Source organism: Pseudorhodoferax sp. Leaf265 (assembly GCF_001422365.1).
In the GTDB taxonomy this organism is placed as follows: domain Bacteria; phylum Pseudomonadota; class Gammaproteobacteria; order Burkholderiales; family Burkholderiaceae_C; genus Pseudorhodoferax.
Genome location: NZ_LMMT01000006.1, coordinates 23,411 through 50,322 on the forward strand (window position 1 = coordinate 23,411; position 26,912 = coordinate 50,322).

Genomic DNA, 26,912 nt, shown 5'->3' on the forward strand with positions numbered 1-26,912 from the left:
GAGCGGCATGCCACGTCGGCCGGACCCAAGACGCCGGCGTTCCGTTAGACCCCGGGGCGGTTCAGCTTGATGGTCGCGCTGCGCCGACGTTCATCCAGTGGCAACAACGTTCACACAACAGAGGCAACACAGTGAATCTAGTCACCTCTCCCCTCAAAGTCTCGACTCGCCTGGCGCTGAGCTTTGGCGCGATCACCGTCATCGGGATTGCGATCGCCGTGTACGGAGCTGTCTCGCTCAAAGCTCTCAGCGGCGATGTCAATGAACTGGCCCACAACCGCATGGTCAAGATGGGAAAGCTAGCCGAGCTCAAAGACAGCTACAGCGCCATCGCCCAATCGAGCCGCAACGTCATCATCAGCGACGATGCAGCTTTTCGCTCAGACGAAAGGAAGAAGATCGTCGATTTACGCGTTCAGAACTCGGCAATCCTCGGTGAACTGGAGAAGTCGATCAGCCAACCCGAGGACCGCGAGCGGCTGAAGATCATCACTGACAACAGAAGCGCCTACAACGACGGTGTCGATCGTGCGATCGAGCTCGCCGTAAAAGGCGACAAGGTCGCCGGCGGTGCACAGCTCTTCGGCCAGACCCGGATCTTGCAGACCATGATCTTCAAGGCAGCTGACGATCTGAGCGACGTGCAGGGTGTGCGAGCCAACTCCCTTGCGGTCAAGGCAGAGCGGATTGCTGGCTTCTCCATGCTGCTGATGACGGGTCTCGCTCTACTGATGGGGGCCATTGGTGCGGTAGTGGCATGGCTGCTGTCGCGCAGCCTACACCGGGCGCTGGGTGCGGAACCCGCCGAGCTGTCCAGCGCGGCAGGCCGTGTGGCCGACGGTGACCTGAGCCAACCCCTGGCCGTGCGCGACGGCGACGGCACGAGCGTGATGGCCGCCATGGCACGTATGCAGGCGTCGCTCAACGAAGTGGTTGGTACCGTGCGCGGAAGTTCGGAGAACGTGGCCACCGCCAGCGCTCAGATCGCCCAGGGCAACCAAGATCTGAGTCAACGTACCGAGGAGCAAGCCAGCGCCCTGGAGCAGACCGCAGCCACCATGGACGAACTCGGTTCAACGGTACGCAACACCGCCGACAACGCACAGCAGGCGAACCAGCTCGCGCGCAGTGCATCCAGCGTCGCGACGCGGGGTGGCGAGGTCGTCGGGCAGGTGGTGGACACCATGAAGGCGATCAACGAGAGCTCGACCAAGGTCGCCGACATCACCGGCGTGATCGACAGCATCGCCTTTCAGACCAACATCCTGGCGCTGAACGCCGCCGTCGAAGCGGCGCGCGCTGGCGAACAAGGGCGCGGTTTCGCCGTTGTGGCCAGCGAGGTGCGCAGCCTCGCGCAGCGCAGTGCCGAGGCGGCCAAGGAGATCAAGATCTTGATCGGCGGAAGTGTCAAACACGTGGAGCGAGGCACCTCACTGGTGGCTGAGGCGGGGCAGACGATGGACGAGATCGTAGGTGCGATCCAGCGCGTCTCGGACATCGTGGGCGAGATCAGCGAGGCGACCAAGGAACAGAGCACCGGCGTCAGCCAAGTGGGGGAGGCGGTGTCCCAGATGGACAAGGTCACGCAGCAGAATGCCGCGCTCGTGGAAGAGAGCGCTGCCGCGGCGGCAAGTCTCAAGGGTCAAGCCGAGCAGTTGGTACAGGCTGTTGCTGTGTTTAGATTGGATCGCGGGAATGCTGGGCCCACGTTCGATCATGGCACAGCGGCATCTGCCCTGACACGAGCGCGCGCGCCTAACGCCGAACACCGCGGTCCAGATCGGCAGGTGAGCGTGGCCGGCCCGCTTCTCAAGAGCAGGACCGCTGCGACGCCGCTCGCCATCAAGGCTGCAGCCACGGCCGGCAAGCCAACCACCGCCAAGTCCGGTGCGGACGACTGGCAGTCGTTCTGATGGCGGCGCTTGCGCCGTCTGCCACCCATTGAATCCACAGAAAAGTTTGAACACCATCATTGACGCGCCCCAAAGTGGCTACATCATTCGCTGGCCGTCACTAGGCGCGGCCACTAGGTCGAACCTGCCGGCGATACCGACAGAGCCGCTACCCTTCCCCTGGGCTGAGTACCACGGTATCGACATACAGCGGACCAAGAAGTCCGGTGCTACGGAACTCATGCACGCATCCGCTCCGCCGCTGCCTCGGCAAGCTGCATGCGGACAAGAGACACGATTCCGCGCGATGCCGCGCACCTCCAGCGCGGTGGGCATCAAGGACGGCACAACTTGCAAGGGCATCGAGTACAAATGCCGACATTGGCCTCATTCGGGTCATCAATGACACGGCTAGCTAGCATCGCCGCGTTGGTGTGGTCGTGTCAGGTCGGTTGCAGACGCACCACCTTGATACCCCGTGAGGTCAGCACGCCAGGGGCCGCGCGCGGCCCGCTCTATGGGGCCAGCGCCAGCGCGTCGTTGGCGAGCATCTCGCGCATGGGGTGGTTTGACATCAGCATCACAACGCGGCGGGTGTCGCGCATGGCGGCGCAGGTTGACCATCAGCGTGTAAGCCAGAGCAGCAACCTCAGCTAGTTGGACCAGAACCGCTAGCAGCTGGTGCGCCGACCGATCACGTTCAGCTGGGCTTCCTAAGTGCGTTCTTCGCCTCGCTGTGGGTGCAGTAGCGTTGCTCGTAGAACCGCCAGAGCAGTCGCTCTCGGCGATGCTGCGTACTGCACGGGGTTGCACACCGCTATGTCGGCAGCACCGGCGCGGCCACAGCCCGTTCGGCTCTTCCTGGGAAGTGCCGCCTTGACATAGGCCACCAGGCCGTGGCGACCGTTTGGGCAAGAATCGTGGGTCTGAGTCAGTGCACACCGATTCACGCACAGCCTGAACTTCGAATCGGTTTTGGCTTATGCATGGCGTTGCGGCGCGGCTCTCATGCCAGTCCTCTGGTGGGCCGCCGTCTGCCGAGCCGCCGGCGCGACGCATGCTGAGGGGCAGCCTTAGGCTGGACCAGCGCGGCTTCGCGCTGAATGTTTGAGGTCAGGCCGCGCCGCGCAGGCGCGGATGTCGTCGCGTGGAACAGCTTGGTCGCGCATCGTGCTCAGCTGCAGATCAACGTCCTCCATGAAAAATCGTCCTCGGTACCGCCCGATCGCCGACGACAGACGCGTCCGCATTGAAGTGCAGTTCAATGGCTTGCGCTAGTACAAATATTTTCTAAAGCTCGAGCGCCCAATGTGCACTCGCCGTGACTTTTTACTGCCCTCCCTGAGAAAATTTCGTTGGTGGAGCCTTCCTTGTTCCATAAAAATCTGTCACAAATGGATTGTCTTTGTGCCCGGGAGTCGCCGTAACGCTGAATCCTGGTCCATAGGGACCGATGAAAATTCGGTTGCTCCAGCGAAAAACCACAGCCAAAAAATTTTGGAGACGCTATGAGAATACTCAGGGACATCGCGGGGGCGACACTTGTCGTCGGCGCACTCAGCATATCGCTTGCCAATGCACAACCGGCTCACGAATATCCAAACAGACCAATCAAATTGATCGCCCCTGCGCCGCCTGGCGGTGCTTACGACTATGTCGCACGCACCGTCGCGGATGGACTGCAGAAGGCTTGGGGACAGCCGGTGGTCGTAGAGAATCGCGCCGGCGCCGGCGGTGTCATCGGCGTGGAAGCGGCGGCCAGATCTCCAGGCGACGGCTATACCCTTCTAATCGGATCAACGGGGCCATTCTCCGTCAGCCAGAGGTTAATCAAGAATCTCCGGTACGACCCTGTCAAGGATTTCTCTCCCATTGGACGGATCGCCATCATGCCGAGCTATCTTGTTGTCAATGAGAACGTGCCGGCCAAGACGACCGAAGAGTTTGTTGCCTACGCAAAGGCACATCCAGGCAAGCTTTCCTACGCTTCCACGGGCAACGGATTTTCACAGTTCACTAACGTCGAACTTCTGAAAAGCATGGCCGGCCTCCACATTGTTCCGGTGTCGTATCGTGGGAGCGGCCCCGCGCTCACCGACCTTCTCGGCAGACAGGTGGACATGATGATCGAACTCGGGCCTCAGGCAATCCCGTACATCAAGGCAGGAAAGCTGCGAGTCCTCGCGTCTACTACCAAAAAACGGACGGACGCAATGCCCGATGTGCCGACGTTGGACGAAAGCGGAGTTCCGGGTTTCGAAGCCTCCACGTGGTTCGCCTTGTATGCGCCAGCGGGGACGCCGCCGCACATAGTTGCCAAACTGCACTCTGAGATGTCCAGGATTTTCAGCACATCGGAACTGAAGGCCAGGATGGCCACTGTAGGGGCAGAAGTCGCCATCACCAGTGCCCAAGAGCTCGTCACCTTCCAGGCGTCCGAAACAAAAAAGTGGACCGCGGTGATCGACAAGGCAGGCATCCAGCCTGAATGAAGGCCATGGCACGAGAAATGGACAAGAAGGGGCCCCTTGTCGGTGTTCGAATTGTGGAGTTTGCAGGGATGGGGCCGGCTCCCTTCTGTGCCATGTGGCTTTCCGACATGGGGGCGGATGTCATTCGGATCGACCGGGCAGGGGAGCGCCCTCGGGGCGCATCAGGGGAGTTCGACGTGCTTCAACGTGGCCGCCGCTCCATCGCGCTCGACTTGAAAGATGAAGATGGAAGAGCTATTGCGCGGAGAATCGCAACCAACGCGCAAATGCTCATCGAGGGTTTTCGGCCAGGCGTGATGGAACGGCTCGGCCTGGGGCCTGAAAAAATGCTGTGCGAGAATCCGAATCTGATCTACGGCCGAATCACCGGGTGGGGGCAGTACGGTCCATTGTCGCAGGCGGCGGGTCATGATTTGAACTATCTGGCGCTCTCGGGCGCATTGTTTGGAATCGGCGCGGATGGGTCGCCGCCGGCTCCTCCTTTGAATCTAGTTGCCGATTTCGGTGGTGGTGGCATGCTGCTTGCCCTAGGCATGTTGAGCGCTTACATCGAATCGTTGAGAACCGGGCGTGGCCAAATCGTGGATGCGGCGATGTCCGATGGATCGGCGTTGCTCATGAGCATGCTGTATGGCTACAAAGCAATGGGGCGCTGGAACGGTCAGAACCGTGGCTGCAATTTTCTCGATGGCAGCGCACATTTCTATACGACATATGAATGCGCCGACAGAAAATTCATTGCAGTCGGGGCAATTGAAAAGCCCTTCTATGTGCGCTTTCTAGAGGGATTGGGCTTCGATCCTGCTGCATTTTCCGATCAATGGGCGCATACCAAATGGTCCGAATACAAGCAGATGATTGCCCTGCGCGTTCTCTCTAGGTCGAGAGACGCCTGGGCGGACCATTTCGCTTCGGTGGACGCATGCGTCACCCCGGTACTCGACATGGAAGAGGCGCCTCTTCATCCGCATAATGTGGCGAGAGGGACTTTCGTCACCTCCGGCAGCGTCTGTCAACCGGGGCGCGCCCCACGCTACAGCGCAACGCCCGCCGAGCCGCTCGGGGCGATCCCGCGGCCCGGTGAACATGCTCTGGAAATACTGACCGAACTGGGAATCTCCCAGGCAGAGTTGGATCGTCTGCGCTCCAAGGGGGTCGCGCCGCATTAGCAGGCCGTTGGACCACCGGAGACGAGCGCCCGCATTGACTCGTCGGTTTCGCGTTGTCGGCAGGGCACTGAGACTGCATGTGCTTGCGTACCACCTTAGAGGCGTAGCCGCCATTCTCGGCATCTCAGGCGTGATGAAGGCCGTGAGTCGAATGAAGGCGAAAAGCCTTCTCTGCCTGCTTCGATTCTTACTGTCTCGACATTTCGAGACTCAACGACGAGTCAAGATGCCAAGTCTGAAGGACGACTTGACGTCGCGAGTGAAGCTTTCTCACACAGCCACGGATCCGTCGGTCGCGGGCGACTGCTGTTGTGTCGGTCGGCGGCGTAGCCGTAGAGATCTGTTTCGATGCGTCCCGGAATCGGGTATACCCCAGCAGTGTAAGAGTTCTGACGACCTAGCATTCCACGTGCCGCGGTGAGTTCGACGGGTTTGTTCTAAGACATCCAGCCGCGCTCCAGGGGCAACAGAATGATTCCGAAGCAGACCCTCGAATGGACTACGGCGGGCGTGTCACCCGCAGACAAAACCGACCTATGGGAGTCGGTCCTCAGTTCCAGCTATCGGGAGTGGCAGGTGCCCAGGCGCCTGCACGCCACCTTCTTCGCCCACGTCAAGCAGCATGCCTTCGCCGGCTCCGGCCTGGTGGAAACCATCTGCGATCCGTGCTCTGGCCGCCGCACCAAGGCACTGACACGCAAGGACGAAGAACTGTACGTGGGCGTGCAGCTTACGACCGCGGGCCGCGAGCGCTTCAAGATGGGCGACAGCGGCATTGAGGCCAAGGCCGGCGACCTGGTGGTCTGGACGACCGATGCAGAAGTGGAATTTGAGGTCTTGGAGCGGCTACACAAGATCACGCTGATGATTCCCTGGACCCTGCTGCGCGAACGTCTTCCAGAGCGCAGATTCATGCCTCTGGGCGGCAAGATTGAAAGCCGCGCCGGCATCGGTTCGCTGCTGGCCGTGCACCTGCTGGGCTTGTCGAACCAAATCGACGCCCTGAGCACGCAGCAGCTCGGTTCCGTCAGCCGCACGACCCTGGAGTTTCTCGGCATCGCCCTCGCTGAGCAGCAGCCAGTCGCCACCTTCGATGCCAGCACAGCGATGCTGCGCCGCGCGCAAAACTACATCTTGCAGAACCTACATGACGAGGGATTGACGCCCGCGAGCGTCGCAGCGGCCAACCGCATCTCGCTGCGCTACCTACATTTGCTATTCCAGCGCAACGATGCGACCGTTGGTGCGTGGATTCAGGAGCGCCGCCTCGCCAAGTGCAAGGAAGGACTGACCGACCCAGCCTGCAGCCGCCAGCGCGTCGCGGACATCGCCTATCGCTGGGGCTTTACGTCCACCAGCCATTTCAGCCGCGTTTTCAAGGAACGCTACGGCATGTCGCCCGGCGACGCCCGCGCGGCAGGCGCTGTCACCCAAATTTAAGGGGTGGTCGGGTCTGTGCCCGGCGCTGGTCAGGACTAAGCGACGACGCCCAGGCCCTTCAGACGGGCAGGTTCCACGATTTCGATCCAGTACCCGTCTGGGTCCTTGATGAAGGCGACGTCCCTTATCTTTCCCTGGTCAGGCCGCTTGACGTACGGCACTTCGTGATGATCGAACCAAGCCACGGCTGCATCGAGGTCCGGCACCGAAATGCAGATGTGACCGAAACCCTGCGGCTGGGCGTTGCCATCGTGGTACTTGAACTCCGCATCGCTTTCGGTGCCCCAGTTGTGCGTCAGTTCCAGCACGCCGCGCTGGGAGAAGGTCCAGGCCGTGCGCTCGTGCGCAGACACGGGCACATCGCTGTTATCGGTTAGGTGTGCAAGGAAGTAGAGAGAGAACTTCACTTCAGGGAAGTCCAGCTCGCGTATCACCTGCATGCCCAGGACCTTGGTGTAAAACCCGAGCGATACCTCCGGGTCTTTGACACGCAGCATAGTGTGATTGAAGGTGAAGCCACGCGTCTCGGTTGCGCGTTCGGCGCTCACGTCGGGGTGGTTTTCGGTGGTGAATGGCATAGACAGTGGACCTTTGAACAGATGCACAACGGGGCGTGGCCAGCCTGTGCGTCGCACCGCGTGCAGGGACTACAGGACGGACCAACCGCCCCTGATCTGTAGTGAGATGGAACTGACGTGCCGGCTTTCGTCGGAGGCCAGATAGACGGCCCCATGGCGATGTCGTACGGTGTTCCCAGGGACCCCAAAGGGATGAGCGCTGTGAACAGCAGCCACAGGTTGTCGGCCGAGTAGGTGCCTGAATTCCAGAACGGGGACATAGGCGAGGTGGTGAACGTCCAGATGCCCAGGAGGCTCGACAACGCGGTGCAGGGCAGGACCCCCAAGGCCAGGATGCACATCTGCGTGAGCGACTTGCCCGGCTACTTCATCCCACGTGTCAGGTAGGGGAACAGCGCGGTGGACAGACCCAGCTTCACGAGCGGGACCCACCAAGCCGGAATCCAGCGGATCTCCGACGAATTGATGACGTAGGTCAGTCCGGCAATGAGGACCAGCAGCACGCCGAATTGGCGGTGCGGCGGCACCTCGCCGAAGATCCAGTTCTGGCCGGTGAAGTTGAAGAATGCAATGAAGAAATAGATGGTCCCGATGATCGGGAACAACCAGCTGGGACCCAGGCCGGTCCAGAAAACGGCCTTGGCCGTTAGCCAGCCCAAGGCCCATCCGGAGGCGATGACCCTGACCCCGCGTGCCATGCCCGGCCGCATGCCGGAGAACGGCCAGAAGTCGCTCACGGCTGTGAGGATTGATCCCCCACGGCACGAACAGTTGCCATGCCACGCTGTTGAGCCAGAAAACTTCGGTCTGAGGCCCGACCCAGGGGCCGATGGGCGCGGCGCGCACGATGGAGTTAACGACGATGGCCGAGAGGATGGTCAGGCCGTAGACCAAGATGAGGTTGCGAACGACCGTTGGGATGGCTGTGGGCGCGACGGGCGCCCAGCTTGCGATTTCCATGATGGTATCTTCGTTGGAAGAGTTTTTTCCACGCGCGAGCGTTGCGGCACGCAGCCGCTTAGATGGTCTCTGTTGCTTGACCTGCAACGGATGTGTGTACCGCGCTCGGTGGCCGACCAAGCGGCAACGCCGTCCGGGCTCCCATCGCAGGGGCTACACCGAGAAGCGGCAGAGGGTTTCGCCGCCGTCGATGCGGATCAGGTCGCCGTGGATGTAGCTCGACTCGTCCGAGGCCAGGAAAATGGCCAGGTTGGCGATGTCGTCCACCTCACCCCAGCGCTTTAGTGGGATCATGTCGGTAAAGGTCTTGTCGAAGTCCTTGTCATCGAACAGCGCGCGGGTCAGTGAGGTCTTTGCGTAGGTCGGGCAGATGCCGTTCACGCGGATGTTGTCCTGGCCATACTCGATGGCCAGGCAGCGCGTCATGTTTGCCGCAGCACCTTTGGAGATGTTGTAGACGGACTGCTTAGGGTGACCCTGCAAGCCGGCGGTGGACACGATGTTCACGATGTTGCCGCCGCGGCCTTGTTGCAGGAACACCTTGATGGCTTCTTGGCAACCGAACCACGAGCCCTTGACGTTCACGTCCCAGCAGGCATCGAGGTCTTCGACACCGAACTCGTGGGCCAGCTTGCCAGCGCGATAGATGCCCGCGTTGTTGACCATCACGTTCAAGCCGCCGAAGACCTTGACAGCCTCCGCCACCAGGTAGCCCACCTGGTCCTGCTTGGTCACATCGCAACTGACGTAGTGCGCCTGGCCCCCGGCCTCTTTGATCGCAGCGACTGTGGTCAGATGCGGCTTGTCCTCGAAACCGCCCTTGTTCGGCTGCTCGTGCACGTCGCTGACAACGACCATGGCGCCCTGTGCTGCATAGGCCAGGGCGATGCCCCGGCCAAAGCCGGAGCTTGCGCCGGTGATGATGGCGACTTTGCCTGCGAGGCGTCCTGATTGATTGAGCATGAGATGTCTCCTGGTGTTGAAACTATGGGCTGCCAGGCCCTGAAGGGTCAGTGCAGTTGCATCAGCGGGCGGTGAATGCGCCGTCTACCGTCAACATTGAGCCCGTCATCCACTCGGCGTCATCGGACGCGAGGAACAATGGGGCTTTAGCTACGTCCTCGGTCTTGCCCGCTCGCGGCCAGAGCGGGCGATCGTGCAGCAGCTTGTTGGTGTCTTCTTTCTGAAGTAAGGAGCGCAACATCTTGGTGGCCAAGAAGCCTGGGCAGATGACGTTGACGTTGATGCGGTCTAGCGCATGGTCTATTGCAGGCTCGCGGTTCAGGTTTACCACTTCTCCCTTGGACGCGCAGCACGCTGGCTCCAGGGCTATGCCAACCAAGCCACCTATGCTCGCGACTCGACTGCGCACCCTTTCGCCGCGGGGCGTGACGATCGGCTTTTGCTTCAGGAACCGCGCGATCGCGTATTTGCAACCCAGCCAGACGCCCTTGGCATTCACCTTCATGGTCAGGTCGTACTGCTCTTCGGTCGCTTCGATGATTTTTGTGCAGGCCGCTGAACAAGCCTGCGCTTCTGACCACGATGTCCAAGCGACCGAACAGCATGGCCGCACGCTGGATCACGTTCTGCACATCGAAGGCACTGCTCGCATCGGGCGGGGCGAACGAGGCCTTTCCGCCGCGCTTGAGGATCGCGTCATCGGTATTGGTGTCGAGATCCGCTTCGTAGCCGCCCTGCAGGGTTTCCTTCTTGAGCTCTAAGCACACAACGGAGGCACCAGCATTGGCGAAGGACAGCGCGATGACGCGGCTGTTGTCAGAACTGGAGCCGTTGACTACCGCAACCCGCCCTTCAAGTCTCTCGGACATGGGCTGCCTCCTTTTTCCCGCTTTAGTCGTTGGCGGCGCTATGCGCTGAACGGCGTGAACGTCTGGACCGCAATCCGGTCGCGTCGCACGTGCAACGTGTCAGTGGCGAGCTTGACCCAGGGCTTGGCTTCCCAGACTAAATAGGCAACTTCGCCGTGGACGGCTGTCTTTGTGATCTTGAAGGCATCCCAAAACTTCGGATCGACGCCTTCGATGAAAGCCTTGAAGAAGGCGCGAATCTGTGTAGAGCCCGTGAACGTTTTGTCCGGTGTGACCAGGATTGAGGTGTCGTCGTAGTCGCGCAATAGCTCGTCCAGACCTAGCGCGAACGCGCCCAGGTGGTGGTCCAGCGTGCGCTTCGTGCTCACGTCAGGGCTTTCAATTGCAGAAGGCATTTGGCGCTCCAATGGGACTGGGAAGTTGATGGAGCCGGCCGTTGAAGCTGGCCGGCCTTGGAGCGCGTCAGAGGTAAGCGCGCTGCGCTTCGTCCCAGGTGACGACGACGATGGGCGTGCCGTCATCTTTGATGAACGACAGCGGGCCCAGGAAGGTCATGTAAAACTCGCTGTCCACCGGAAAGTAGGTCTTGTCGTGCCGGGCGTTGGCAGACTCGTAGCCGTAGGCAGGGGCCATCACGGTGTCGCCGCCATGCTCGATCCCACCGCGCACGTCCATGCGGCCTTTGGTCAGCAGATACTCGCCGGGGCCGATGTGGAAATGGGTGTTGAACGACGAGCCGGCAGGGCAATCGAAGATGGCGGCCCACGAGCCCATTTCCGGCGATGCGTGCAGAAACTTCCAGCGAATGCCACCCTTGGACAATGCATCGGGGAACGCCTTCCAAGGGATGTCGTCGATTTGGATTGCCTCTTCTTCGATCTTGTCTTTGATCTTCATCGTTGCCTCCGGTGTCGCCCGACTGGCAGGCATGGTTGGTGGGGACTGAACGATAGAGTTAAGACGGCCGTTGGCACTTCCCTTGGTGCGCAACTCAGACAGCGCTTCGGCGCAACGCGAGCACTGGCCCGCGGCGCCATCTGACAAGTCCTAGCGCAAACCCCCGTGAAAGCGGCTATCACCGGGTCCAGGGACCGGTCCGCGCACCAGGGAACCGAGGCAACGTGGGACTACCGCAGTACGGCAGTGCACTGCGAGGCAAGGCTCCGTGCACCGGGAGGCAAGAACCTCTGTGCAGGTTGAATCCACCCTGCAAGTTCATCACAGATCCCACCATGAACTACACGCCCATTTTCCGCCTACAACGATCGGACATGTGGATCGTTAGCGCCGGATGCTCGGGCATCGCAGTGGGTGCCGGTGCTTGCCTTCTGTCATGCGGCGGCCTAAAGCGGGCCGCCATCTTGCTGACGAATCACCAGTCAGACGATGTGGGAGCGATTGACGATCTGTTGCAATCAGATGTAGTGGCGCGCAACATCGAGGATTTTGACCTGCTCATAGCGCATCGAGCATGCACCCCATGACGGTGGCGATCAGGTCGCTGTCGGAAGGATGGGTGTCACGGCCAAGGTGTTCGACCCTCCAGGACACAGCAGTGCTACATCGCCTACATCCAGCCCTGCGCAACGGATGAAGCCGTTGCGCACCTGGTGTGCGGTGGCACTTGGTCAGCAGGCGGCTGTGGGCGTCTCTCAAGGGACAGCCTGAGCAAAATGCAGCAGTCATTGGATCGGCTAGGTGCACTGGACACGACGACCAAGGGGATTGCGCCCAGGAGTACATGTTGAGCAACGTGGCATTCGCAAGGGGCTTGCGAGCCACTTAGTGCCGCCAAGGCGGCTTGCCGCGACCCCGCTCTACGACTGCGAGAAAGGGCAGGCCGACACTGCCTACTACGATTGGCCACGAGCGCGCTGCCAACCATTTGCTTCAGCACTCCGGCCCAGCCATTGCCGGGAGCATAGAGTGGAAGTTTGGCAAGTTCTCTTCCAGTCTACCGACTACGTTCACCCATCTCAGGCGATAAAAAGGATGAGTTCTCAAGATCTCGGTGCGCGCTTGGCCAGGGCAGACTGAATCGGACTGATCCGCATCGGGTCCGGTTCAGTGTTCCAACAGCGCTGCCTACCATGTAAGTCAGCTTTCCGCTGAGTAGACGCTGAAGGGAGCCCTCTCTTAGGTCGCGTCGTGTTTATGAGTTTGAGGCGCGCGTGAGTCCTGTGGAGCGGCGCCTGGCAGCGCTCGACGTTTAGGCCTGGTTCGCTGATCGATCTTGCGGCTTGGGCTTTGTGGCGCCGCTAGTTGCGCTACCGGACGTCTCGGCGCGATGCACACCCATGGCCCAGTTGAATGCCGGCGAGCCTAGCAGCGTCGAGGCGATGGCCATCAGAACCAGCATGGCGAAGAGCCCGTGAAGGATGACGCCGGCTTGCAGGCCGATGTTGATGATGATCAGCTCCATCAGGCCACGCGCGTTCATCAGCGCCCCCATGATCAGTGCATCGCGCGGCGACTCGCCGGCCAGCCGGGCGGCGGCCCAGCACGCCGGACCTTTGCCGCCGAACGAGGCCGCCAGGATGCAAGCGCGGCGACGCCCATGGCTGGGTCGAACAGTATGTCTAGGCGCGTGTTGAGCCCCGAACAGGTGAAGAACATCGGCAGCAGGAACACCACGACAAACGGCTGCGGCTCCTCGCGCAGTTTTTGCACAAAGACGCCGCGCGGCATGCAGGCGCCGAGCAGGAAGCCACCGAATACGTTGTGGATGCTGATGGCGTCCATGGCGAACGCGCTGAGTTTGAACAACGCCAGAACGACGGCCAGCGAGGCATTGCCCACAGCCACGCCGGTCTGCTGGCCGCTACCCAGCCGCGCAGCAGCCGCGTGCCCACCACACGCCATGAACGGTGCGCAAGCGGCTCGGCCGCGGATGGCAAGCCAAGTCCCGCCCCACAAACCGCCGAAGCTGGCCAGCACCACGGCCAGATTGCACCAAGGGAGCGCGTTGTCCACCGCGCCCGCGGTCAAGCCAGCGTGCCAAGCGAAGTGGCGGCCATGCCGCCCTCTTGGATGATGCGCGCAAGCAATCCGGAAGGCCGTGATCGCGATCGCGGCGCCCGGGGACAGCGATGCTTCCAGCGGTTGCACACGCGAGGCGAACAGGCCGGGCACGTCTTGGAGGAAGTCCTCGCTGCGCGGACACCCTATTTCTCCAGTCAAGTCACCGGTTGCATGTGGCGAACCCGGCAACACCACCGGTCGGTCAAGCTCCGATCAACACCATCCGACAGGGCTCAGGCGCGTTGAGGTGATGGTGAAGGCGCTGGGAGTTCTCGGAGTCTGCGAAGCTGACGACACGAAAGTCGTGACAAGACTCACAGCCAAGTTGGGTCCTGGTGGCTACCCTTAGAGCCATGAAGCAAATCAGGATTTCTGGCACTGGCGACGTGGTTCGGATCGAGGGCCAGCGCTTCGTGTGCGAATGGATGGAGGCCTCGTTGATGAACCGTTGGCTATTGAAGATCAGACTTGCCGAGGCCCTGGCAGCGCACGGTGAGGGCAGCCACTGGGTGGAAATGCGCGACAAGGTCCTGGTCCACGAGCCTGAGACGGCCTGAGCGCCAGCTGGAGCGAGCCAGGATCGCTCCACTGCCCGGTAGCCCGCAGGCATCGAATTTTAAGCTGGGCACTTCCGCAGGCGGCTGCGCAGCACGGCGTAGATGTCGCTGGCTGACGTGCTGTTGCCCTTCGTGCTGGCTTTTGCCCTGGTGCCGGCGCGGACCGGGAAGCGCGGCGTAGCCGTCCGGCGAACTCGCCTTGACTTGGAACCGCAAGCATGCGGTCGTGTGGTCACGCGTCCGCAGCGATTCGTGCCACCTCTACAATTCTTGCGTGACCGCCAAACGCCGAGCCCTCGTCCTGCTGATTGCCATGGTCTGGCAGGCACTTGCGTGGCTCACCCCGGCCCATCGTGACCACCAAGCCGAGGTCATCGCGCACATGGTCGTGCACGCGCAGGAGGTGGACCACCACCACCACGCCGACCAGACACTGCACGTCGAGGACGACAGCGGCGAACCACCTCACCAGCATGCCAACCAGGCGGCGCAGCTGCCTGGGTTGGCCCCGGCGATGAGCCTTGCGGCAGGCGACCCCATCCCATCGGTCCTGGTGCCAAGCGCAGGCGTCGGACATGCGCCTGTCTATCTCGAAGGCCCCCTGCGGCCTCCGCAGCGCAGCGCACAACAGGCCTGAAAGGCCTTCGCCACGGCCGCCCTAGGCCATGGCCGCGCTGGTGTCCCACCAGCACCCCTACCTGTTCGCTCGGCCCACCCTTGAAGGAGGCGCCGCGCTCGGAACATCGTTCCGCGACCAAGCCTGCCGTCGCACCGCGACGGGCTGGGCTGTCTCAACACACAGAGGGCACCTGCTCCATGACCCGAACCATTTCCAACCGCTTGGTGGCATTGCTGCTGCTGGGCTTCATTCCGCTCGTGGGCCTCGCGCATGGCATCTCCGAGGAGGACCGACAGCGCATGCTCGATGGCGGCTACCTGCAGTACGTCGGCCTGGGCGCGAGCCACATGCTCACCGGCTACGACCACCTGCTGTTCCTGTTCGGCGTGGTGTTCTTCCTGACCACGTTCAAGGACGTGGCCAAGTTCGTGACCGTCTTCACCGTCGGCCACTGCATCACGCTGGTGTTCGCGACCTACTTCAAAATCACCTGGAACTACTACCTCGTCGACGCCATCATCGCCGCGAGCGTCATCTACAAGGGCTTCGACAACAACGGCGGCTTCCAACGCGTGTTCGACATGAAGTCGCCGAACCTGCTGGGCGCCGTGTTCATCTTCGGGTTGTTGCATGGGTTTGGCCTGTCCACCCGGCTTCAGCAGTTGCCGCTGGGCGACGACCCCGCGGCGATGCTCGGACGCATCCTGAGCTTCAGCGTGGGCGTGGAGCTGGGCCAGATAGCTGCGCTTGCCGCCATGGTGGCGCTGCTGGCTGCCTGGCGGCACCGGCCCTCGTTCAAGCGCTTCAGTTACGCGTCCAACCTGGCGCTGGTCTATGCCGGCGTCTACCTGCTGTTCACGCAGCTGCATGGCTACCAGCACGACACGGCTCCGGACAGCTTCCGTTTCCCGGTCGAAGAGCACCGCCACGTGCACGACGACATGAACATCGAGAACACCCAGGATGACAGCCGCAACACGCTCAACTGAACCCGTTTCCTTCTCCTCTCCTATCTCTTCCTTCAAGGACCGCACCATGAACAAGTCTCTCGTCGCCACCATCGTCCTGTCTGCCGCTGCCTGCGTGCCTGCCGCCTACGCCAACGAGGGCGGCGCGTGCCACTTCCATGGCTCCAAGCCCGCCGCCGAGTCGGTCGTGACCGGCTGCGCCGAACAGCGCAAGCAGACGCTGGTCAAAGGTGGCAAGCTCGATGCATCGTGGACTGCCATCAAACCCGAGAAGGTCGAGACCATCGACGGCAAGAAGGGCAAGGAGTGGAAGTTGACCTTCAAGAACCCGGCAGTGGCCGATGCCAGCAAGCAGACGCTGTACATGTTCTACAGCCTGCCGGGCAACTTCATTGCCGCCAACTTCACCGGGCAGTAAGCCATGCAGCGCGAACTGGCCTCACCCGCGCTGCGCGGCGGACTGCTCGCGCTGCTCGCTGCCGCCCTGTTCGGCCTGAGCACGCCGCTGGTGCAGGGCTTCGGGGCCGGCATCGGGCCGTTCACCACGGCTGCGCTGCTCTATGGCGGCGCCGCTGCGGTGGCGGCCTTGCTGCGCCGGCCCGCCACGCGCGAGGCGCAGCTGCGCCGTGGCGACCTGCCGCGCCTGCTGGCGATGGCCGGCATGGGGGCGGTCGTGGGGCCGGTCGCGCTGGCTTGGGGTCTGCAGCGCACCAGCGGTTCCAGCGCCTCGCTGATGCTGACGCTGGAGGCCGTGTTCACGGCCATCCTGGCCTGGCGCTGGTACGGCGAGACGCTGGACCGGCGCGTCATCGCGGCCGTCGCACTGTTGCTGCTGGGCGGCGTGGTGTTGGTGCTGGAGCAAGGCCTGGCCGGCCAGGTTCAGTTGCTCGGACTACTGGCCGTGACGGTGGCCACCATCGCCTGGGGCGTGGACAACACGCTGTCGCGCGGTGTGGCCGACCGTGACCCGGGCCAGGTCGTCGTGGTCAAGGCCACGCTGGGCACCGTGGCAACCGTTCTGATGGCCTGGCTGTGGGGCGAGCCGGTCCCAGGCCTGGCAACCATGCTGGCATTGTTGGCCGTGGGTGCGACCGGCTACGGCCTGAGCCTGCGCTTTTACCTACTTGCGCAGCGCGAGTTCGGCGCCGCACGCACGGGTTCGGTGTTCGCCTTCGCGCCCTTCATCGGCGCCCTGGGCGCTTTTGCATTGGGCGACCGGTCGGGGTCCTGGTTGATGGGCCTGGGTGGGGTGTTCATGATGTGCGGCGTGGTGCTGCACCTGGCCGAGAGGCACGAGCACTCCCATACGCACGAGACCCTCGAGCACGAGCACGCGCACACCCATGACGACGACCATCACCTGCACGGCCATGACGTGATGCCTGCTGGCCCACACAGCCACCGGCATCGCCATACGTCAGTCAAACATGCTCATCCACACGTGCCCGACGCACATCACCAGCATCCGCATTGACCCAGCGATGCGGCAAGAGTTCTCCGATACGGCTTGCCGGCTGAGTGGGCAGGCGCTCCAGCACGTCGCGTAGATAGGCATAAGGGTCGTGCCCGTTGAGCCGCGCCGAGTGCACCAAGCTCATCACGGCCGCGGCGCGTCGACCAGCACGCAAGCTGCCGGCGAACAACCAGTTGGCTCGTCCAAGGGCCACTGGTCTGATTTGGTTTTCGACGCGGTTGTTGTCTGGCGGCAGCCGACCGTCCTCCAGGTAGCGCGTCAGTGCGTTCCAGCAGCCGAGGCTGTACTGGATGGCTCGGGCCGTGGCGGAGCCACTGGGCACCAGCGCGCGCTGCTGCAGCAACCACGCATGCAGCAGGTCGGCCACCGTCCCTATGAATGCTCAATGGCGCTGGCCTCCAAGCCACGGAGAACTAGCAGGCGCGAGTAGCCAAAAAGCGGCGCCGGCGCGATCCTGCCAATTCAGCTTGATAGAGCTTTTGGATTTGTAATCACTCCTTGGAAGGCCAATGCGTCAATAGCAGGGGCGCTCATTCCCAACCAATTCGCGAGAACTTCAGCAGTGTGAGCACCCAATTCCGGCGCCGGATCGAACTCGCGAGTTGGCGTGTTTGACATCCGTGGGACGATGGCTGGGAGCTTCAATTGGCCGAGCCGGGGATGTTCCATGGTCGCAATGCTCTTGCGAGCGCTATAGTGCTCATTCTCAACGATCTCCTGCACTGACAGGATCAGGGAAAATGCAAGGCCGGCCTTCTCGAGCGAACCGATCAAGACGCCGACTGGCTGCTTCAAGATCCATTCCGCAACGATTGCATTGATGGCATCCATATTCTGGACGCGACAGGCGTGACTGATGAACCTCTCGTCTGAGGATAAAAGTGGCATGCCCATGAGGTCACAAAGGCGCTTGAACACAGTGTCGGCCGAGACCGTGATCGCAATGTATCGCCCATCTGAAGTCAAGAAATGATCGCCAGGAGCTGCGGCAAAATGCTTATTGCCCTGGCGCTCCCGCTTCGTTCCAGACTTTTCATAGGCGGTTACCATTACATCGGTAAAACGAAATACAGCCTCGTACAGCGCCAAATCGATATGCTGTCCCGTTCCTCCGGCGGCGTCGCGGCCGTAGAGGGCAAGCATGGTACCGAACGCGCCGAACAGTGCAGCTTGATAGTCTGCCATTGCAACCCCTGGCCTGACGGGGGGGCGGTCAGGGAATCCTGTGATGTTCAAAACGCCGGCAAAGGCTAAAGCGATCCTGTCGTAGGCGGCTCTGGATGCATAGGGCCCAGTCTGTCCGTAGCCGGAGATGCTCAGCAATATCAATTTGGGATTGACTGCTTTCAATGCTTCATAGCCGATTCCCCATTTCTCCATGGTGCCGGGACGGAAGTTCTCGATCAAGACGTCCGCTTTAGAGGCGAGTTCAAGCAGCAATTTCTGACCGGCCTGTACGCGCAGGTCGATCGTCACAGACTTCTTGTTTCTGCCTTCAATGTGCCAACTGAGACTTTCGCCTTCCGCAAACGGCCCCAGTTTCCGAAGGGTATCTCCTCCGGTGGGCTGTTCTATCTTGATCACGTCAGCACCGAAATCGCCTAACAGGGTAGCTGCCACTGGACCTGCGAGCATGGTCCCCAGATCAAGGACTCGGACACCCGCCAACGGGTACTTCTTTGCTGCATTGGAATTCATGGGTCTGTACCTAAAAAAGGTCACCAATTCGTCGGAGATCCGGCGAAAGATTCTGGAGTGGATATAAGGCGCTCGAAACGATCCGCCTGGCTGGCGTCGATGAACGAAATGGGTGGGCGGGGCCACCCTCTAGAAGACCGTCCGGCACTATGGGATGATGTGAATGCTCGCGCTGCGAATGACTTTTCCGTACACATCGCTGTCGTTCCGCATGACTGTCAAGAGTTCCTCAGGAGTGCTGCCGACGGGGGCGATTCCCATGTTCTCGATCTTGGCAGACACCTCAGGCATGGCAACGATGCGAGCCAGCTGTTTAGAGAGTTTCGCAACAATGGGTTGAGGAGTGCCGGCTGGTGCGAGAAGGCCAAGCCAGCCGTCCTGCTCGAACGAGCGAAAACCCAGCTCCCGGAAGGTTGGAAGCTCAGGCAGCCTTGCAACTCGTTGAGTGCCCGTCACCGCCAGAAAGCGAAGCTTTTCCGAGAACTGCCGAGCCGTGACACTATCCAAAAAACCTGCCGCCACCTGCTCACCGATTAAGTTCGTGGCAAGAGGGGCACTTCCTTGGAACGGAATCAGGGGTAGATCCAATCCCGCCTGTTGGTTGAGCATGATGCTCAACAAGTGGGACGGCGTGCCAACACCATAGTTCCCGATACTGAAGCGGCTCGGATTCTCCTTTGCTTGGCGAATGAAATCGTCGAAGGAAGTCGGCCCGCTTCTCGGCACAACGAGCATCAAAGGCAGGCGCGCAATCAGGGTGATCGGCGCAAGCTCTTTAAAGGGATCGACCGTCGTGCTCTTAACCAGCAGCGGTTGCAGCACGAGCCCAGATACCCCAAGAAGGATCGTGTATCCGTCAGCAGGTGCCCGTGCGACGGCGCGCGCACCCACCATGCCGCCCGCGCCGGTCCGATTTTCAACTACGACGGGTTGATGCATTGACTCCTGGAGCTTCTGACCGACCAATCGCGCCGCCTGATCGGCAACCCCGCCGGCAGGATAAGGCACTACCAAGGTGATGGGTTTGGCTGGATAGTTAGCCGAGCTAGCTTGAGCCAAGGAAGCGCTGCCAACCGCAGCAGCTGCGAGGGACAAGCCGAGCTTGGCTAGTAACGAAAGTCGCATCTTAAATCTCCATTGAAGCTGGCTGTCTCTTAGAGTTGCCGAATTTTTTCTTCGTCAAGCCATACGGCATGCACACCGAACGGGACACGCTGTGGAAGATGGAGGCGGCACACTTCGTCCATGGTCTTGGCATTCAGCACGAGAACGTCTGCCTTGTCCTTCTCCATCATCAGGTCCAAGATGTAGCCATCGTCCTCGTCTACGGCTCCCTTTCGAGGAACAAACAGCGGCTCACCGCCATACTGTTGGCCGTAGTCCACGTACTTGACTTCGCGCTCCTGCAAAATGTCGTACTTGAGGGTGCCTTTTCCCATATAGCCCTCTTTTTGCTCGTCAAGGAGATAGCAATAGCGCATCTTCCGTCCTCGGTATCCGATGTGGAAGGAACAGCGCTCGTAACCCCATTCGACGAGCACCCGGTCCTCCAAAACCGTACCGACTTCTGGATCGATGACCCAACGCGACAGTTGGGCGTGTGATTCTTCAGGGGTGTGAATAGGAACCGTCGCGGGATATTCGTGGAACCTAGGACCATACATCACGATGTTCGTGCCGCCGTCGGCCCTCTTTTCTTCCCACGCGTTGAGCAGATGCCAGATCGTGCCCGCCTTGCCCGTTGAGATCCAACGAATGGGGGTTTCGCTGTCGAACTTTCGCGGCAGGACGCCAAAACGCATGTTGTATGCGGCATCCCAGTAGTACATGCTACCGTTCTCTTGAAGCAGCCCATTCCTGTCCACCCGCATCGAAATATCGGGGAATATGATGTAGTTTTCGGTGATGCAGCACTCATGGATCCATGCCATTTGCTTTGGCGGCTGCTGGTAGGTGAGGGACCGAACGACTTCGTTGTTGGAAACCTGTACGATGGTGATGCTTCCGTCATAGCGGTTAGTCGCCACGCTATACATATCGCCGGTATCGGGGTCGATCGCGGGGTGGGCGGAGAACGGGCCAGTGAGCTTTCCTCCCCACGTGGTGGGCTCTCCGGTGCCATCGATGACGAGTTCGCCATTTTCCTTCCGCACATATAGCCGGAATGGGTACCCAGCTTCGTTGAACGTGTACAACTGGCCGCTGTGGAACTGAATGGCCGTACCGTTGCCAGTGCCGCTGAACTTTAGCTCCGGCAACAACCCTTCTTTGTATTGCTTCTGGAGCCACTCCATCTTGGCCAAAGTTGCCGGTCCCCCGGTCAACAGTTCGCCCATGCTGATGTAAATGTCTCTGCCCAGCGCACGTTCGACTTGGAAGCGCTTCGACCGGACATAGGAATTGGTGTAGCTGGCCTGTCCGTTTTTGATGTGTACCTGGTGAAGCATGCCAGGGCCATCGAACATTTGATACCGGATGGACATCGGATCGAACTGCGGGTTCGTTCCGTTACGAATGTAGATACCTTCCAGATCCGCCGGCAGGTTGCCCGTGACTGTGACTGGAGCGCGATTCATTTCGGTATGGATCGCACGGAAGCCCCAGTGCCTGTAGGCGCTCCGTTGGTTGTAGGCCTGCGCCTGGATCGCCGAATCGATGGTGGCGAGTTCCTGCTTCTGGGTGTCAGTGAGTTGCATGGTCCTGTGGTCCGGAAATGTGGATGAGGTACTACAGCAGAGCCAATCAAAAGGGCTCTACCTTGAGCATGGCGCGCTGTGCATCACACACCGAGTTCCTACTCGGCATCGATCTGCAAACCCTTGCCCGCGAATGCAATGGCGTGACGTTGGAACCGGCCGTGACAAGCCTGTCCGTCTTTTGGTCTAACCATTGCATATTAGTATGATATGGTGTGCCAAAGCGGCCATCAAGGTAGGCTTGCGTGAGTATTTCTATCGCTGGGCGAGTTTTTTTGTGGCTCATCGAGCGCGCTTTCGGTCCACTGGCCGACCAACTGGGAGACCAATGGCCTGCACCGGCAACTTGCTTGAAACGTTCGAGGACAGGGATACGTAATGCATCAACAAAGCGCGGCGACGCCTTCATTGTTTCAACCGATACCGGCGCAGCGCGCGTTCGAAGTCGTTTGCGAAAAGATTCGTGAGCTGATCGCAGATGGGAGGTTGAAGAGGGGGGATAAGCTGCCCCCCGAGCGAGAGTTGGCGCTGCAACTCGGAGTCAGCCGTCTTGCTATACGCGAGGCCTTCAGAAGCCTAGAAAATGCGGGACTCATTGCTTTGCGGAGAGGCCCGAAGGGTGGTGCCTACATCCAGGCTAGTTCGGAGGGCAAGATGACCGAACTGATGCAGGATATGCTGAGCCTAGGTTCGATCAAGCTGAGCGAATTGACTGAAGCGCGCATATTCATACTCGATTCAGTGGCGCGTTTAGCATGTGAGCGGGCAACCGCCGAAGACCTCAAGAAGATCGAGGACAGCGTCAAACTCAACGAGGTTGCCCTTCAATCGGGAGGGCGGGAAGTCCGCTTGCAACACGCAACCGAGTTCTACGAGCTGCTGGCCGCAGCTGCGAAGAACAAAGTCATGATGTTCGTTGTCCGATCCTTGTCAGATGTCATTCGGGTGATTCTGCGGCGTATCGAGATCTACCCGGCGCAGGATCTGGCGCAGTCGAGAAGACGATTTCTCAACGCGCTTCAGGCTCGGGACGGAGACAGGGCCGCCCAGGAAATGCACGCGCACCTGCGAAAGCTCCACGAGCACATCGTCAAGCATGCTGTGGAGCAAGAAAAATCACCTGATTTGTAGGCCCCTGCGGGAGAAGCGCAGCTTGGGCCGCACTCAGGGCAGCCCAGACCTTTGAGAATTTCTCAAAAGAGATCTCGCGCGATGATCTCCTTCATAATCTCGTTAGAGCCACCGTATATTGGCCCAACACGCACGTTTGCGTACATTCTGGCAATCGGATAATCCATGATGTATCCATTCCCTCCGTGCAGCTGAAGGCATTCATTGACAATCTCATTGCATTGTTGAGTGCTCCACCATTTGGCCATGGCCGCCTGTGGGCCGTCGAGCTCGTCGTTTAGGCACTTCACGAGGCAATGGTCCAAGAAAACACGAGCTATCGTTGCTTTTGTGGCGCATTCGGCTAGCTTGAACCGTGTATTCTGAAGTTCCGACAGATGTTGCCCGAAGACCTTGCGGTTCTTGACGTAGTCGACGGTCAGCATCAGGGCACGTTCCATCTGGGCGACCGCGTTCATCGCGATGTAGAGACGCTCCGCGGGCAGCTGCGCCATGAGCTGCAAGAATCCCTTGTTTTCCTCTGTCCCAAGTAGATTGCCTAAGGGAACCTTGACGTCGTCAAAGAAAAGTTCAGCTGTATCGGAGCCCTTGTTCCCCAATTTCTCCAGAACGCGTCCCTTGCGATAGCCCTGAAGACCATCGGTTTCCACCACAATGATCGATAAGCCTCGCGCACCCTTCGCTTCAGGATCGGTCCGAGCGACAAGAAACACGAGGTCGGCGTGAAAGCCATTCGTGATAAATGTCTTCGATCCATTGATCACGTAGTGCTCGCCTTGGCGCAGAGCCTGCGTCTTGATCGCCTGGAGATCGGATCCCGCATCCGGCTCGGACATGGCAATTGCGCCAACCAATTCCCCCAGGGCCATTTTTGGCAACCAGCGGCGCTTCTGTTCCTCGGTTCCATAGTGAAGGAGGTAATGGGCGACGATACCGCTGTGCACTGTATTGCTGAAGCTGCCAATCAAGGCGCGCGACTGCTCACTGAAAATCACGATGTCATGTGCGAGCGTGCCGCCGCCGCCGCCGTATTCCTCAGGGATGCTGGCACATAAGAATCCCATTGCCCCTGCTTCGTTCCAGGCACTGCGTTCCATCAGCATGTTATGCGTCCAATCCTGCTCTCGCGGAACAAATTTCTCCTCAAAGAACCGGCGGCTCGCTTCTTGGAGCATCTCAAGTTCCGGCGTCAACCAGGGCGACTTGTAATGTTGCATATTGGAAAGTGTCTCGTATATGTGAGCCGTTGCATCCATGCTCATGATGAAACTGGGAAGCGGCTGGGGGGATCGGGAAGGCTAGTAAGGCTAGTAAGGCTAGCCGGTCTTCGTTGCGCCGGCAATAACAGCCATGGTGAGTCGGGATACGCAGCAGAGTTTTCCGGAGTCGTCCGAAATATCTATATGCCAGACTTGCGTCGTCCGCCCGATATGAACTGGCACTGCACGTCCGGTCACCCAACCCTCACGGACTGCGCGCAAATGGTTGGCGTTGATGTCTAGGCCGACAACATGACTCCCTGCGGGGCAGCAATGAGCCGCGCCGATGGATCCGAGCGTTTCCGCCAGCACCACGGAGACGCCGCCATGCAGCAACCCCATCGGTTGGCATGTTTGCCTGTTCACTGGTAGTCGGGCGGTGATGAAATCATCGCCTACTTCCAGGAACTCGATGCCGAGATGTGTGATCGCAGTATTTGCCGAGCGTTGTGCTAGTGAAGCAATTGAAATGGGAGTTTTCCAGATCAGCATAGTCGAGGACTCGGAATTTGGTTGGTGGTGTATGTAGAGTGCGGTGGGTCGTCGCCCTGGCCGCCTCTCTGCGGTAGGTATATCATCGCTCACGGATTAAACTGACAGTCTCTGAACGCAGACTTTTCCGTGGCCTAGCCAATCAGATGCCTCCGAAGCTGATGTATTTGCTTTCTTGATATTCGGCGATCCCGTACTTTGATCCTTCGCGTCCGAAGCCAGATTCCTTGATGCCGCCAAACGGAGCAACCTCAGTAGACAAAGAGCCGTCATTGATTCCCACCATCCCAACTTCAAGCATTTCGGCCACTCGCCAGCAGCGCGCTATGTCACGGCTGTAAAAGTAGCTCGCCAGACCGTATGGTGTAGCGTTCGCAAGTGCAACGACTTCCTTCTCATCGCTGAAGCGTTGCAGTGCGGCGACCGGTCCGAATATCTCTTCTTCCTGCATCGCCGAAGAACTTGGGACGTCGCACAGCACGGTTGGCTGAAAGTACCATCCGCCTCGCGAATGCGCGGTTCCTCCGATCAACAGGCGAGCCCCGTGGGCCAATGCGTCCTCTACCAACCTGGTCACTTTGTGCAATGCGGCCTCGTTGATCAGCGGACCTTGTTGAGAACCCTCTGCCAGCGCATCTCCAACCACCAGTTCGCCAACTTTGTGCGTTAGGCGCTCAGTGAGAGTTTCGTAGAGGGCCTCGTGAACAAATATCCGATTGGCGCTTATACAGGTCTGTCCAGTATTTCGAAACTTGGCCGCCATGATGCCCTCAACTGCGGCATCGACGTCGGCATCCTCAAAAACTATGAAGGCGGCGTTGCCACCGAGTTCGAGCGACACCCTTTTCACGGTACTGGCACATTTCTGCATCAGCATCTTGCCAATTCGTGTCGAGCCGGTGAACGACAGCTTTCGCACCCGGGGATCGGTGGTCAAAACTTCCCCTACGCCGGCTGGCTGGGCAGTGGTGACGATGTTCAAAACCCCTGGAGGAAGCCCCGACCGCAGTGCAAGTTCTCCAAGTGCCAATGCCGAGAGCGGCGTGTCCTCCGCAGGCTTCAAGACGACGGTGCAACCTGCAGCCAGTGCCGGTCCTGCCTTACGGGTGATCATGGCGCTGGGAAAGTTCCAAGGGGTGATCAAGGCTGCGACGCCAATCGGCTGCTTTACTACCGCGATCCGCTTACTCGGCGATGGAGATGGAATCGTATCCCCATACGCACGCAAGGCTTCCTCCGCGAACCATCCGACGAAACTGGCACCATAAAGCACTTCATCAATGCTCTCGCGCAAAGGTTTCCCCTGTTCCGCAGCGAGTATCAGGCCGAGATCCGCACTGTTCGCGACGATGCTGTCGCGCCACTTCCGAAGGATGGTTGCACGATCTTTCGCAGGTTTGGATGCCCACGCCGGCCCGGCTGCAAATGCCGCCTGCACGGCCAACCGTGCGTCTTCTGCGTCGGAAGCGGCTACCACCGCAATTTCCCGTTGATTGGAGGGATTGACTACCGCATGTGTGTTCCCGGATTGAGCCGCTGTCCAAGCTCCGTCAATCAAGTTAAGTGATTGCAACAGCGAGGAATCCGTCAATCGGCTCCAAACTTCTGAGCTGGCATTGGGCATTGGGAAGTGTCCTGGGGCGAAGACCTGAGTTGGGGAATTTTGGGTACTGCACGTCCAGGCAAACAAGCGAGGTTTGCTGGTGCAGCATCTCTAAAACTCACGTATGCCAGCATGTAGGAGACCGTGGTGGCCGCGCGGTGCATCGCGCCGGCGCACGGCGTGCCATGCTTTCGCGGCGTGAGCCCCATACACGCGGCCACTGGAGCGGTAGATGCGGTCCGAACTGTTGGACGCAGCGGCAACCGCGTGCGAAGGGTCAAGGCGTCATTTCGAGAGGGACCTAGCCAGAGATGGCAACGGCGCTCCGTCACCTCGGTGCAGCCCTTGCCAGTTGCAGTGACTGGCAGTGAGCAGCTCGGCAGTGCCTTGGGCACACGTAGGAATGCGCTGCGCGCGATCGCCTATGCGCGCAGCCTGCGCTCGATGAAGGCGAACGTCCGCACGATGAAAAAAGAGGCTGGCGAGTGGGTTATTGAATCGCGGAGGCCAAACCATCGCTTCGCGGCGTTGCCTTGTATCGGACGCGCTGAACGATTTCCAATCCTGAAAAGAGTCCTGTCCGGCTGCGAATCTGTCGAGCGTCGCGCCCACGGCTTACTGAGCGCCGATTCAATGGCCCACCCACAATATTCGGCACCAAGGCGCCAGCATCTGTGGGGCCCTAGAACGCAAAAAACGCATCGGTGATGGTCATTTCGGCAGCACCTTGCTTGCTCTTCCGTTGCACTGAACGGCAATCCTGTGTTTCAGTCAATCGACTGAGAGGGTAGCCGCTGTGCTGTGAGCGCTATGGGGTGTGGTTTCCAGGGGTGACCTACGCGCGCTGGATGGCAAGTGTCCGCATGGCACCGCCGCGCTTCACGGGCAAGGACGTGGGATGGGAGTCGGACATCTGACCCAAGAAGGACTGACAGCGCAGATGTGTCAGTAAACCTCATGCCGTATGAGCATTCCTGTCTCGCTATCTCCATTCGTAAGACATACGCTGCAGTGCGCTGGATCTATGCGCC

Annotated in this window: 26 protein-coding genes and 1 pseudogene; 12 read left to right on the top strand and 15 right to left on the bottom strand. The window is 60.1% G+C overall.

The genetic code is table 11. From position 1 onward, the window contains the following. The first annotated feature begins 131 nt into the window (after positions 1–131). From ASF45_RS36905 to ASF45_RS07935, 4 genes are all read left to right on the top strand, one after another. Positions 132–1,913 carry a methyl-accepting chemotaxis protein gene (locus ASF45_RS36905; RefSeq protein ID WP_056659667.1) on the top strand — a complete coding sequence of 594 codons (1,782 nt, stop codon included), beginning with the start codon at positions 132–134 and terminating at the stop codon, positions 1,911–1,913. 1,487 nt (positions 1,914–3,400) lie between these two features. After that, positions 3,401–4,384 carry a tripartite tricarboxylate transporter substrate binding protein gene (locus ASF45_RS34050; RefSeq protein WP_063887605.1) on the top strand — a complete coding sequence of 328 codons (984 nt, stop codon included), beginning with the start codon at positions 3,401–3,403 and terminating at the stop codon, positions 4,382–4,384. After that, complete coding sequence (locus ASF45_RS34305) at positions 4,381–5,553, top strand: CaiB/BaiF CoA-transferase family protein (RefSeq protein ID WP_082550882.1); 1,173 nt, start codon at positions 4,381–4,383, stop codon at positions 5,551–5,553. Before ASF45_RS34050 ends, ASF45_RS34305 begins: the two co-directional genes overlap by 4 nt. 471 nt (positions 5,554–6,024) lie before the next feature. Beyond that, positions 6,025–6,993, top strand: a complete 969-nt coding sequence (locus tag ASF45_RS07935) for a helix-turn-helix domain-containing protein (RefSeq protein ID WP_056659671.1) — start codon at positions 6,025–6,027, stop codon at positions 6,991–6,993. Between the two features lie 35 nt (positions 6,994–7,028). Here ASF45_RS07935 and gloA read toward each other — a convergent pair whose 3' ends face one another. The 4 genes from gloA to ASF45_RS36340 all read right to left on the bottom strand — a co-directional run bounded on the left by gloA (position 7,029) and on the right by ASF45_RS36340 (position 9,999). Next, on the bottom strand, positions 7,029–7,571 hold the full coding sequence (gloA, locus tag ASF45_RS07940; RefSeq protein ID WP_056659673.1) for a lactoylglutathione lyase: 543 nt from the start codon (positions 7,569–7,571) through the stop codon (positions 7,029–7,031). Positions 7,572–7,933: 362 nt separating this feature from the next. Continuing rightward, positions 7,934–8,308, bottom strand: coding sequence for a hypothetical protein (locus ASF45_RS07945; protein WP_056659675.1), 375 nt, complete (start codon positions 8,306–8,308; stop codon positions 7,934–7,936). Positions 8,309–8,684: 376 nt separating this feature from the next. Then, the gene (locus ASF45_RS07950) at positions 8,685–9,494 is read right to left on the bottom strand and encodes an SDR family NAD(P)-dependent oxidoreductase (protein WP_056659677.1); all 810 of its coding nucleotides are present in this window, start codon (positions 9,492–9,494) and stop codon (positions 8,685–8,687) included. A 61-nt stretch (positions 9,495–9,555) separates the two neighbouring features. After that, complete coding sequence (locus tag ASF45_RS36340) at positions 9,556–9,999, bottom strand: SDR family oxidoreductase (protein ID WP_235580850.1); 444 nt, start codon at positions 9,997–9,999, stop codon at positions 9,556–9,558. Here ASF45_RS36340 and ASF45_RS36345 point away from each other — a divergent pair. Continuing rightward, entirely contained in the window at positions 9,983–10,255 is a 273-nt protein-coding gene (locus tag ASF45_RS36345; RefSeq protein WP_235580851.1) for a hypothetical protein, read from the top strand. The two genes, ASF45_RS36340 and ASF45_RS36345, sit on opposite strands and share 17 nt — an antisense overlap. Before the next feature lie 146 nt (positions 10,256–10,401). Here ASF45_RS36345 and ASF45_RS07960 read toward each other — a convergent pair whose 3' ends face one another. Further along, positions 10,402–10,731, bottom strand: a complete 330-nt coding sequence (locus tag ASF45_RS07960; protein WP_235580852.1) for a nuclear transport factor 2 family protein — start codon at positions 10,729–10,731, stop codon at positions 10,402–10,404. A gap of 94 nt (positions 10,732–10,825) precedes the next feature. Beyond that, positions 10,826–11,260, bottom strand: coding sequence for a hypothetical protein (locus ASF45_RS07965; protein WP_056659681.1), 435 nt, complete (start codon positions 11,258–11,260; stop codon positions 10,826–10,828). Between the two features lie 335 nt (positions 11,261–11,595). On the opposite strand from ASF45_RS07965, the gene ASF45_RS35085 reads away from it, so the two are divergent. Further along, complete coding sequence (locus ASF45_RS35085) at positions 11,596–11,847, top strand: hypothetical protein (protein WP_156472892.1); 252 nt, start codon at positions 11,596–11,598, stop codon at positions 11,845–11,847. A gap of 725 nt (positions 11,848–12,572) precedes the next feature. On the opposite strand, the gene ASF45_RS36815 is transcribed toward ASF45_RS35085, so the two are convergent. Both ASF45_RS36815 and ASF45_RS35090 read right to left on the bottom strand, forming a co-directional pair. Beyond that, complete coding sequence (locus tag ASF45_RS36815) at positions 12,573–12,902, bottom strand: cation:proton antiporter (RefSeq protein WP_369802108.1); 330 nt, start codon at positions 12,900–12,902, stop codon at positions 12,573–12,575. Beyond that, complete coding sequence (locus ASF45_RS35090; RefSeq protein ID WP_255357773.1) at positions 12,818–13,495, bottom strand: cation:proton antiporter; 678 nt, start codon at positions 13,493–13,495, stop codon at positions 12,818–12,820. Before ASF45_RS35090 ends, ASF45_RS36815 begins: the two co-directional genes overlap by 85 nt. Before the next feature lie 242 nt (positions 13,496–13,737). Between ASF45_RS35090 and ASF45_RS07980 the strand changes: the two genes are divergently transcribed. The 5 genes from ASF45_RS07980 to ASF45_RS08000 all read left to right on the top strand — a co-directional run bounded on the left by ASF45_RS07980 (position 13,738) and on the right by ASF45_RS08000 (position 17,002). Beyond that, positions 13,738–13,941, top strand: a complete 204-nt coding sequence (locus ASF45_RS07980; RefSeq protein WP_056659688.1) for a hypothetical protein — start codon at positions 13,738–13,740, stop codon at positions 13,939–13,941. Positions 13,942–14,215: 274 nt separating this feature from the next. Continuing rightward, positions 14,216–14,578 (top strand): hypothetical protein, encoded by a 363-nt coding sequence (locus ASF45_RS35095; RefSeq protein WP_156472893.1) that lies wholly within the window; start codon positions 14,216–14,218, stop codon positions 14,576–14,578. A gap of 179 nt (positions 14,579–14,757) precedes the next feature. After that, the gene (locus tag ASF45_RS07990) at positions 14,758–15,549 is read left to right on the top strand and encodes a HupE/UreJ family protein (protein ID WP_056659692.1); all 792 of its coding nucleotides are present in this window, start codon (positions 14,758–14,760) and stop codon (positions 15,547–15,549) included. A gap of 46 nt (positions 15,550–15,595) precedes the next feature. Next, entirely contained in the window at positions 15,596–15,946 is a 351-nt protein-coding gene (locus ASF45_RS07995; protein ID WP_056659693.1) for a DUF6488 family protein, read from the top strand. 3 nt (positions 15,947–15,949) lie between these two features. After that, positions 15,950–17,002: a DMT family transporter gene (locus tag ASF45_RS08000; protein ID WP_056659696.1), complete on the top strand. Its 1,053-nt coding sequence runs from the start codon at positions 15,950–15,952 to the stop codon at positions 17,000–17,002. On the opposite strand, the pseudogene ASF45_RS34310 reads toward ASF45_RS08000, so the two are convergent. The 4 genes and pseudogenes from ASF45_RS34310 to ASF45_RS08010 all read right to left on the bottom strand — a co-directional run. Further along, positions 16,950–17,369 (bottom strand): annotated as a pseudogene (locus ASF45_RS34310) (transposase); the annotation flags it as partial. The gene ASF45_RS08000 and the pseudogene ASF45_RS34310 overlap by 53 nt on opposite strands. 95 nt (positions 17,370–17,464) lie before the next feature. Next, entirely contained in the window at positions 17,465–18,700 is a 1,236-nt protein-coding gene (locus ASF45_RS34315) for a CaiB/BaiF CoA-transferase family protein (protein ID WP_082550883.1), read from the bottom strand. Between the two features lie 147 nt (positions 18,701–18,847). Further along, the gene (locus tag ASF45_RS08005) at positions 18,848–19,825 is read right to left on the bottom strand and encodes a tripartite tricarboxylate transporter substrate binding protein (protein ID WP_063887606.1); all 978 of its coding nucleotides are present in this window, start codon (positions 19,823–19,825) and stop codon (positions 18,848–18,850) included. Positions 19,826–19,854: 29 nt separating this feature from the next. Then, positions 19,855–21,396 (bottom strand): carotenoid oxygenase family protein, encoded by a 1,542-nt coding sequence (locus tag ASF45_RS08010; RefSeq protein WP_056659700.1) that lies wholly within the window; start codon positions 21,394–21,396, stop codon positions 19,855–19,857. 378 nt (positions 21,397–21,774) lie between these two features. Between ASF45_RS08010 and ASF45_RS08015 the strand changes: the two genes are divergently transcribed. Continuing rightward, a complete protein-coding gene (locus ASF45_RS08015) occupies positions 21,775–22,527 on the top strand; it encodes a FadR/GntR family transcriptional regulator (protein ID WP_056659702.1) in 753 nt (250 codons plus the stop codon). 62 nt (positions 22,528–22,589) lie between these two features. Here ASF45_RS08015 and ASF45_RS08020 read toward each other — a convergent pair whose 3' ends face one another. From ASF45_RS08020 to ASF45_RS34325, 3 genes are all read right to left on the bottom strand, one after another. Further along, positions 22,590–23,783: an acyl-CoA dehydrogenase family protein gene (locus ASF45_RS08020; protein WP_235580859.1), complete on the bottom strand. Its 1,194-nt coding sequence runs from the start codon at positions 23,781–23,783 to the stop codon at positions 22,590–22,592. A 60-nt stretch (positions 23,784–23,843) separates the two neighbouring features. After that, positions 23,844–24,278, bottom strand: a complete 435-nt coding sequence (locus ASF45_RS34320) for a hotdog fold thioesterase (RefSeq protein ID WP_082550884.1) — start codon at positions 24,276–24,278, stop codon at positions 23,844–23,846. A 142-nt stretch (positions 24,279–24,420) separates the two neighbouring features. Further along, positions 24,421–25,902: an NAD-dependent succinate-semialdehyde dehydrogenase gene (locus ASF45_RS34325; RefSeq protein ID WP_082550885.1), complete on the bottom strand. Its 1,482-nt coding sequence runs from the start codon at positions 25,900–25,902 to the stop codon at positions 24,421–24,423. Positions 25,903–26,912: the final 1,010 nt, after the last annotated feature.

Bases quoted from the DNA above. Each gene is read 5' to 3' on its own strand.
- ASF45_RS07950 (WP_056659677.1), bottom strand. From the start codon at position 9,494: ATGCTCAATCAATCAGGACGCCTCGCAGGCAAAGTCGCCATCATCACC.
- ASF45_RS35085 (WP_156472892.1), top strand. From the start codon at position 11,596: ATGAACTACACGCCCATTTTCCGCCTACAACGATCGGACATGTGGATC.
- gloA (WP_056659673.1), bottom strand. From the start codon at position 7,571: ATGCCATTCACCACCGAAAACCACCCCGACGTGAGCGCCGAACGCGCA.
- ASF45_RS34325 (WP_082550885.1), bottom strand. From the start codon at position 25,902: ATGCCCAATGCCAGCTCAGAAGTTTGGAGCCGATTGACGGATTCCTCG.
- ASF45_RS08000 (WP_056659696.1), top strand. From the start codon at position 15,950: ATGCAGCGCGAACTGGCCTCACCCGCGCTGCGCGGCGGACTGCTCGCG.
- ASF45_RS07935 (WP_056659671.1), top strand. From the start codon at position 6,025: ATGATTCCGAAGCAGACCCTCGAATGGACTACGGCGGGCGTGTCACCC.
- ASF45_RS34315 (WP_082550883.1), bottom strand. From the start codon at position 18,700: ATGAATTCCAATGCAGCAAAGAAGTACCCGTTGGCGGGTGTCCGAGTC.
- ASF45_RS08015 (WP_056659702.1), top strand. From the start codon at position 21,775: ATGCATCAACAAAGCGCGGCGACGCCTTCATTGTTTCAACCGATACCG.
- ASF45_RS07980 (WP_056659688.1), top strand. From the start codon at position 13,738: ATGAAGCAAATCAGGATTTCTGGCACTGGCGACGTGGTTCGGATCGAG.
- ASF45_RS08010 (WP_056659700.1), bottom strand. From the start codon at position 21,396: ATGCAACTCACTGACACCCAGAAGCAGGAACTCGCCACCATCGATTCG.
- ASF45_RS07995 (WP_056659693.1), top strand. From the start codon at position 15,596: ATGAACAAGTCTCTCGTCGCCACCATCGTCCTGTCTGCCGCTGCCTGC.
- ASF45_RS34050 (WP_063887605.1), top strand. From the start codon at position 3,401: ATGAGAATACTCAGGGACATCGCGGGGGCGACACTTGTCGTCGGCGCA.
- ASF45_RS36340 (WP_235580850.1), bottom strand. From the start codon at position 9,999: ATGAAGGTGAATGCCAAGGGCGTCTGGCTGGGTTGCAAATACGCGATC.
- ASF45_RS08005 (WP_063887606.1), bottom strand. From the start codon at position 19,825: ATGCGACTTTCGTTACTAGCCAAGCTCGGCTTGTCCCTCGCAGCTGCT.
- ASF45_RS08020 (WP_235580859.1), bottom strand. From the start codon at position 23,783: ATGGATGCAACGGCTCACATATACGAGACACTTTCCAATATGCAACAT.
- ASF45_RS07965 (WP_056659681.1), bottom strand. From the start codon at position 11,260: ATGAAGATCAAAGACAAGATCGAAGAAGAGGCAATCCAAATCGACGAC.
- ASF45_RS34305 (WP_082550882.1), top strand. From the start codon at position 4,381: ATGAAGGCCATGGCACGAGAAATGGACAAGAAGGGGCCCCTTGTCGGT.
- ASF45_RS34320 (WP_082550884.1), bottom strand. From the start codon at position 24,278: ATGCTGATCTGGAAAACTCCCATTTCAATTGCTTCACTAGCACAACGC.
- ASF45_RS07990 (WP_056659692.1), top strand. From the start codon at position 14,758: ATGACCCGAACCATTTCCAACCGCTTGGTGGCATTGCTGCTGCTGGGC.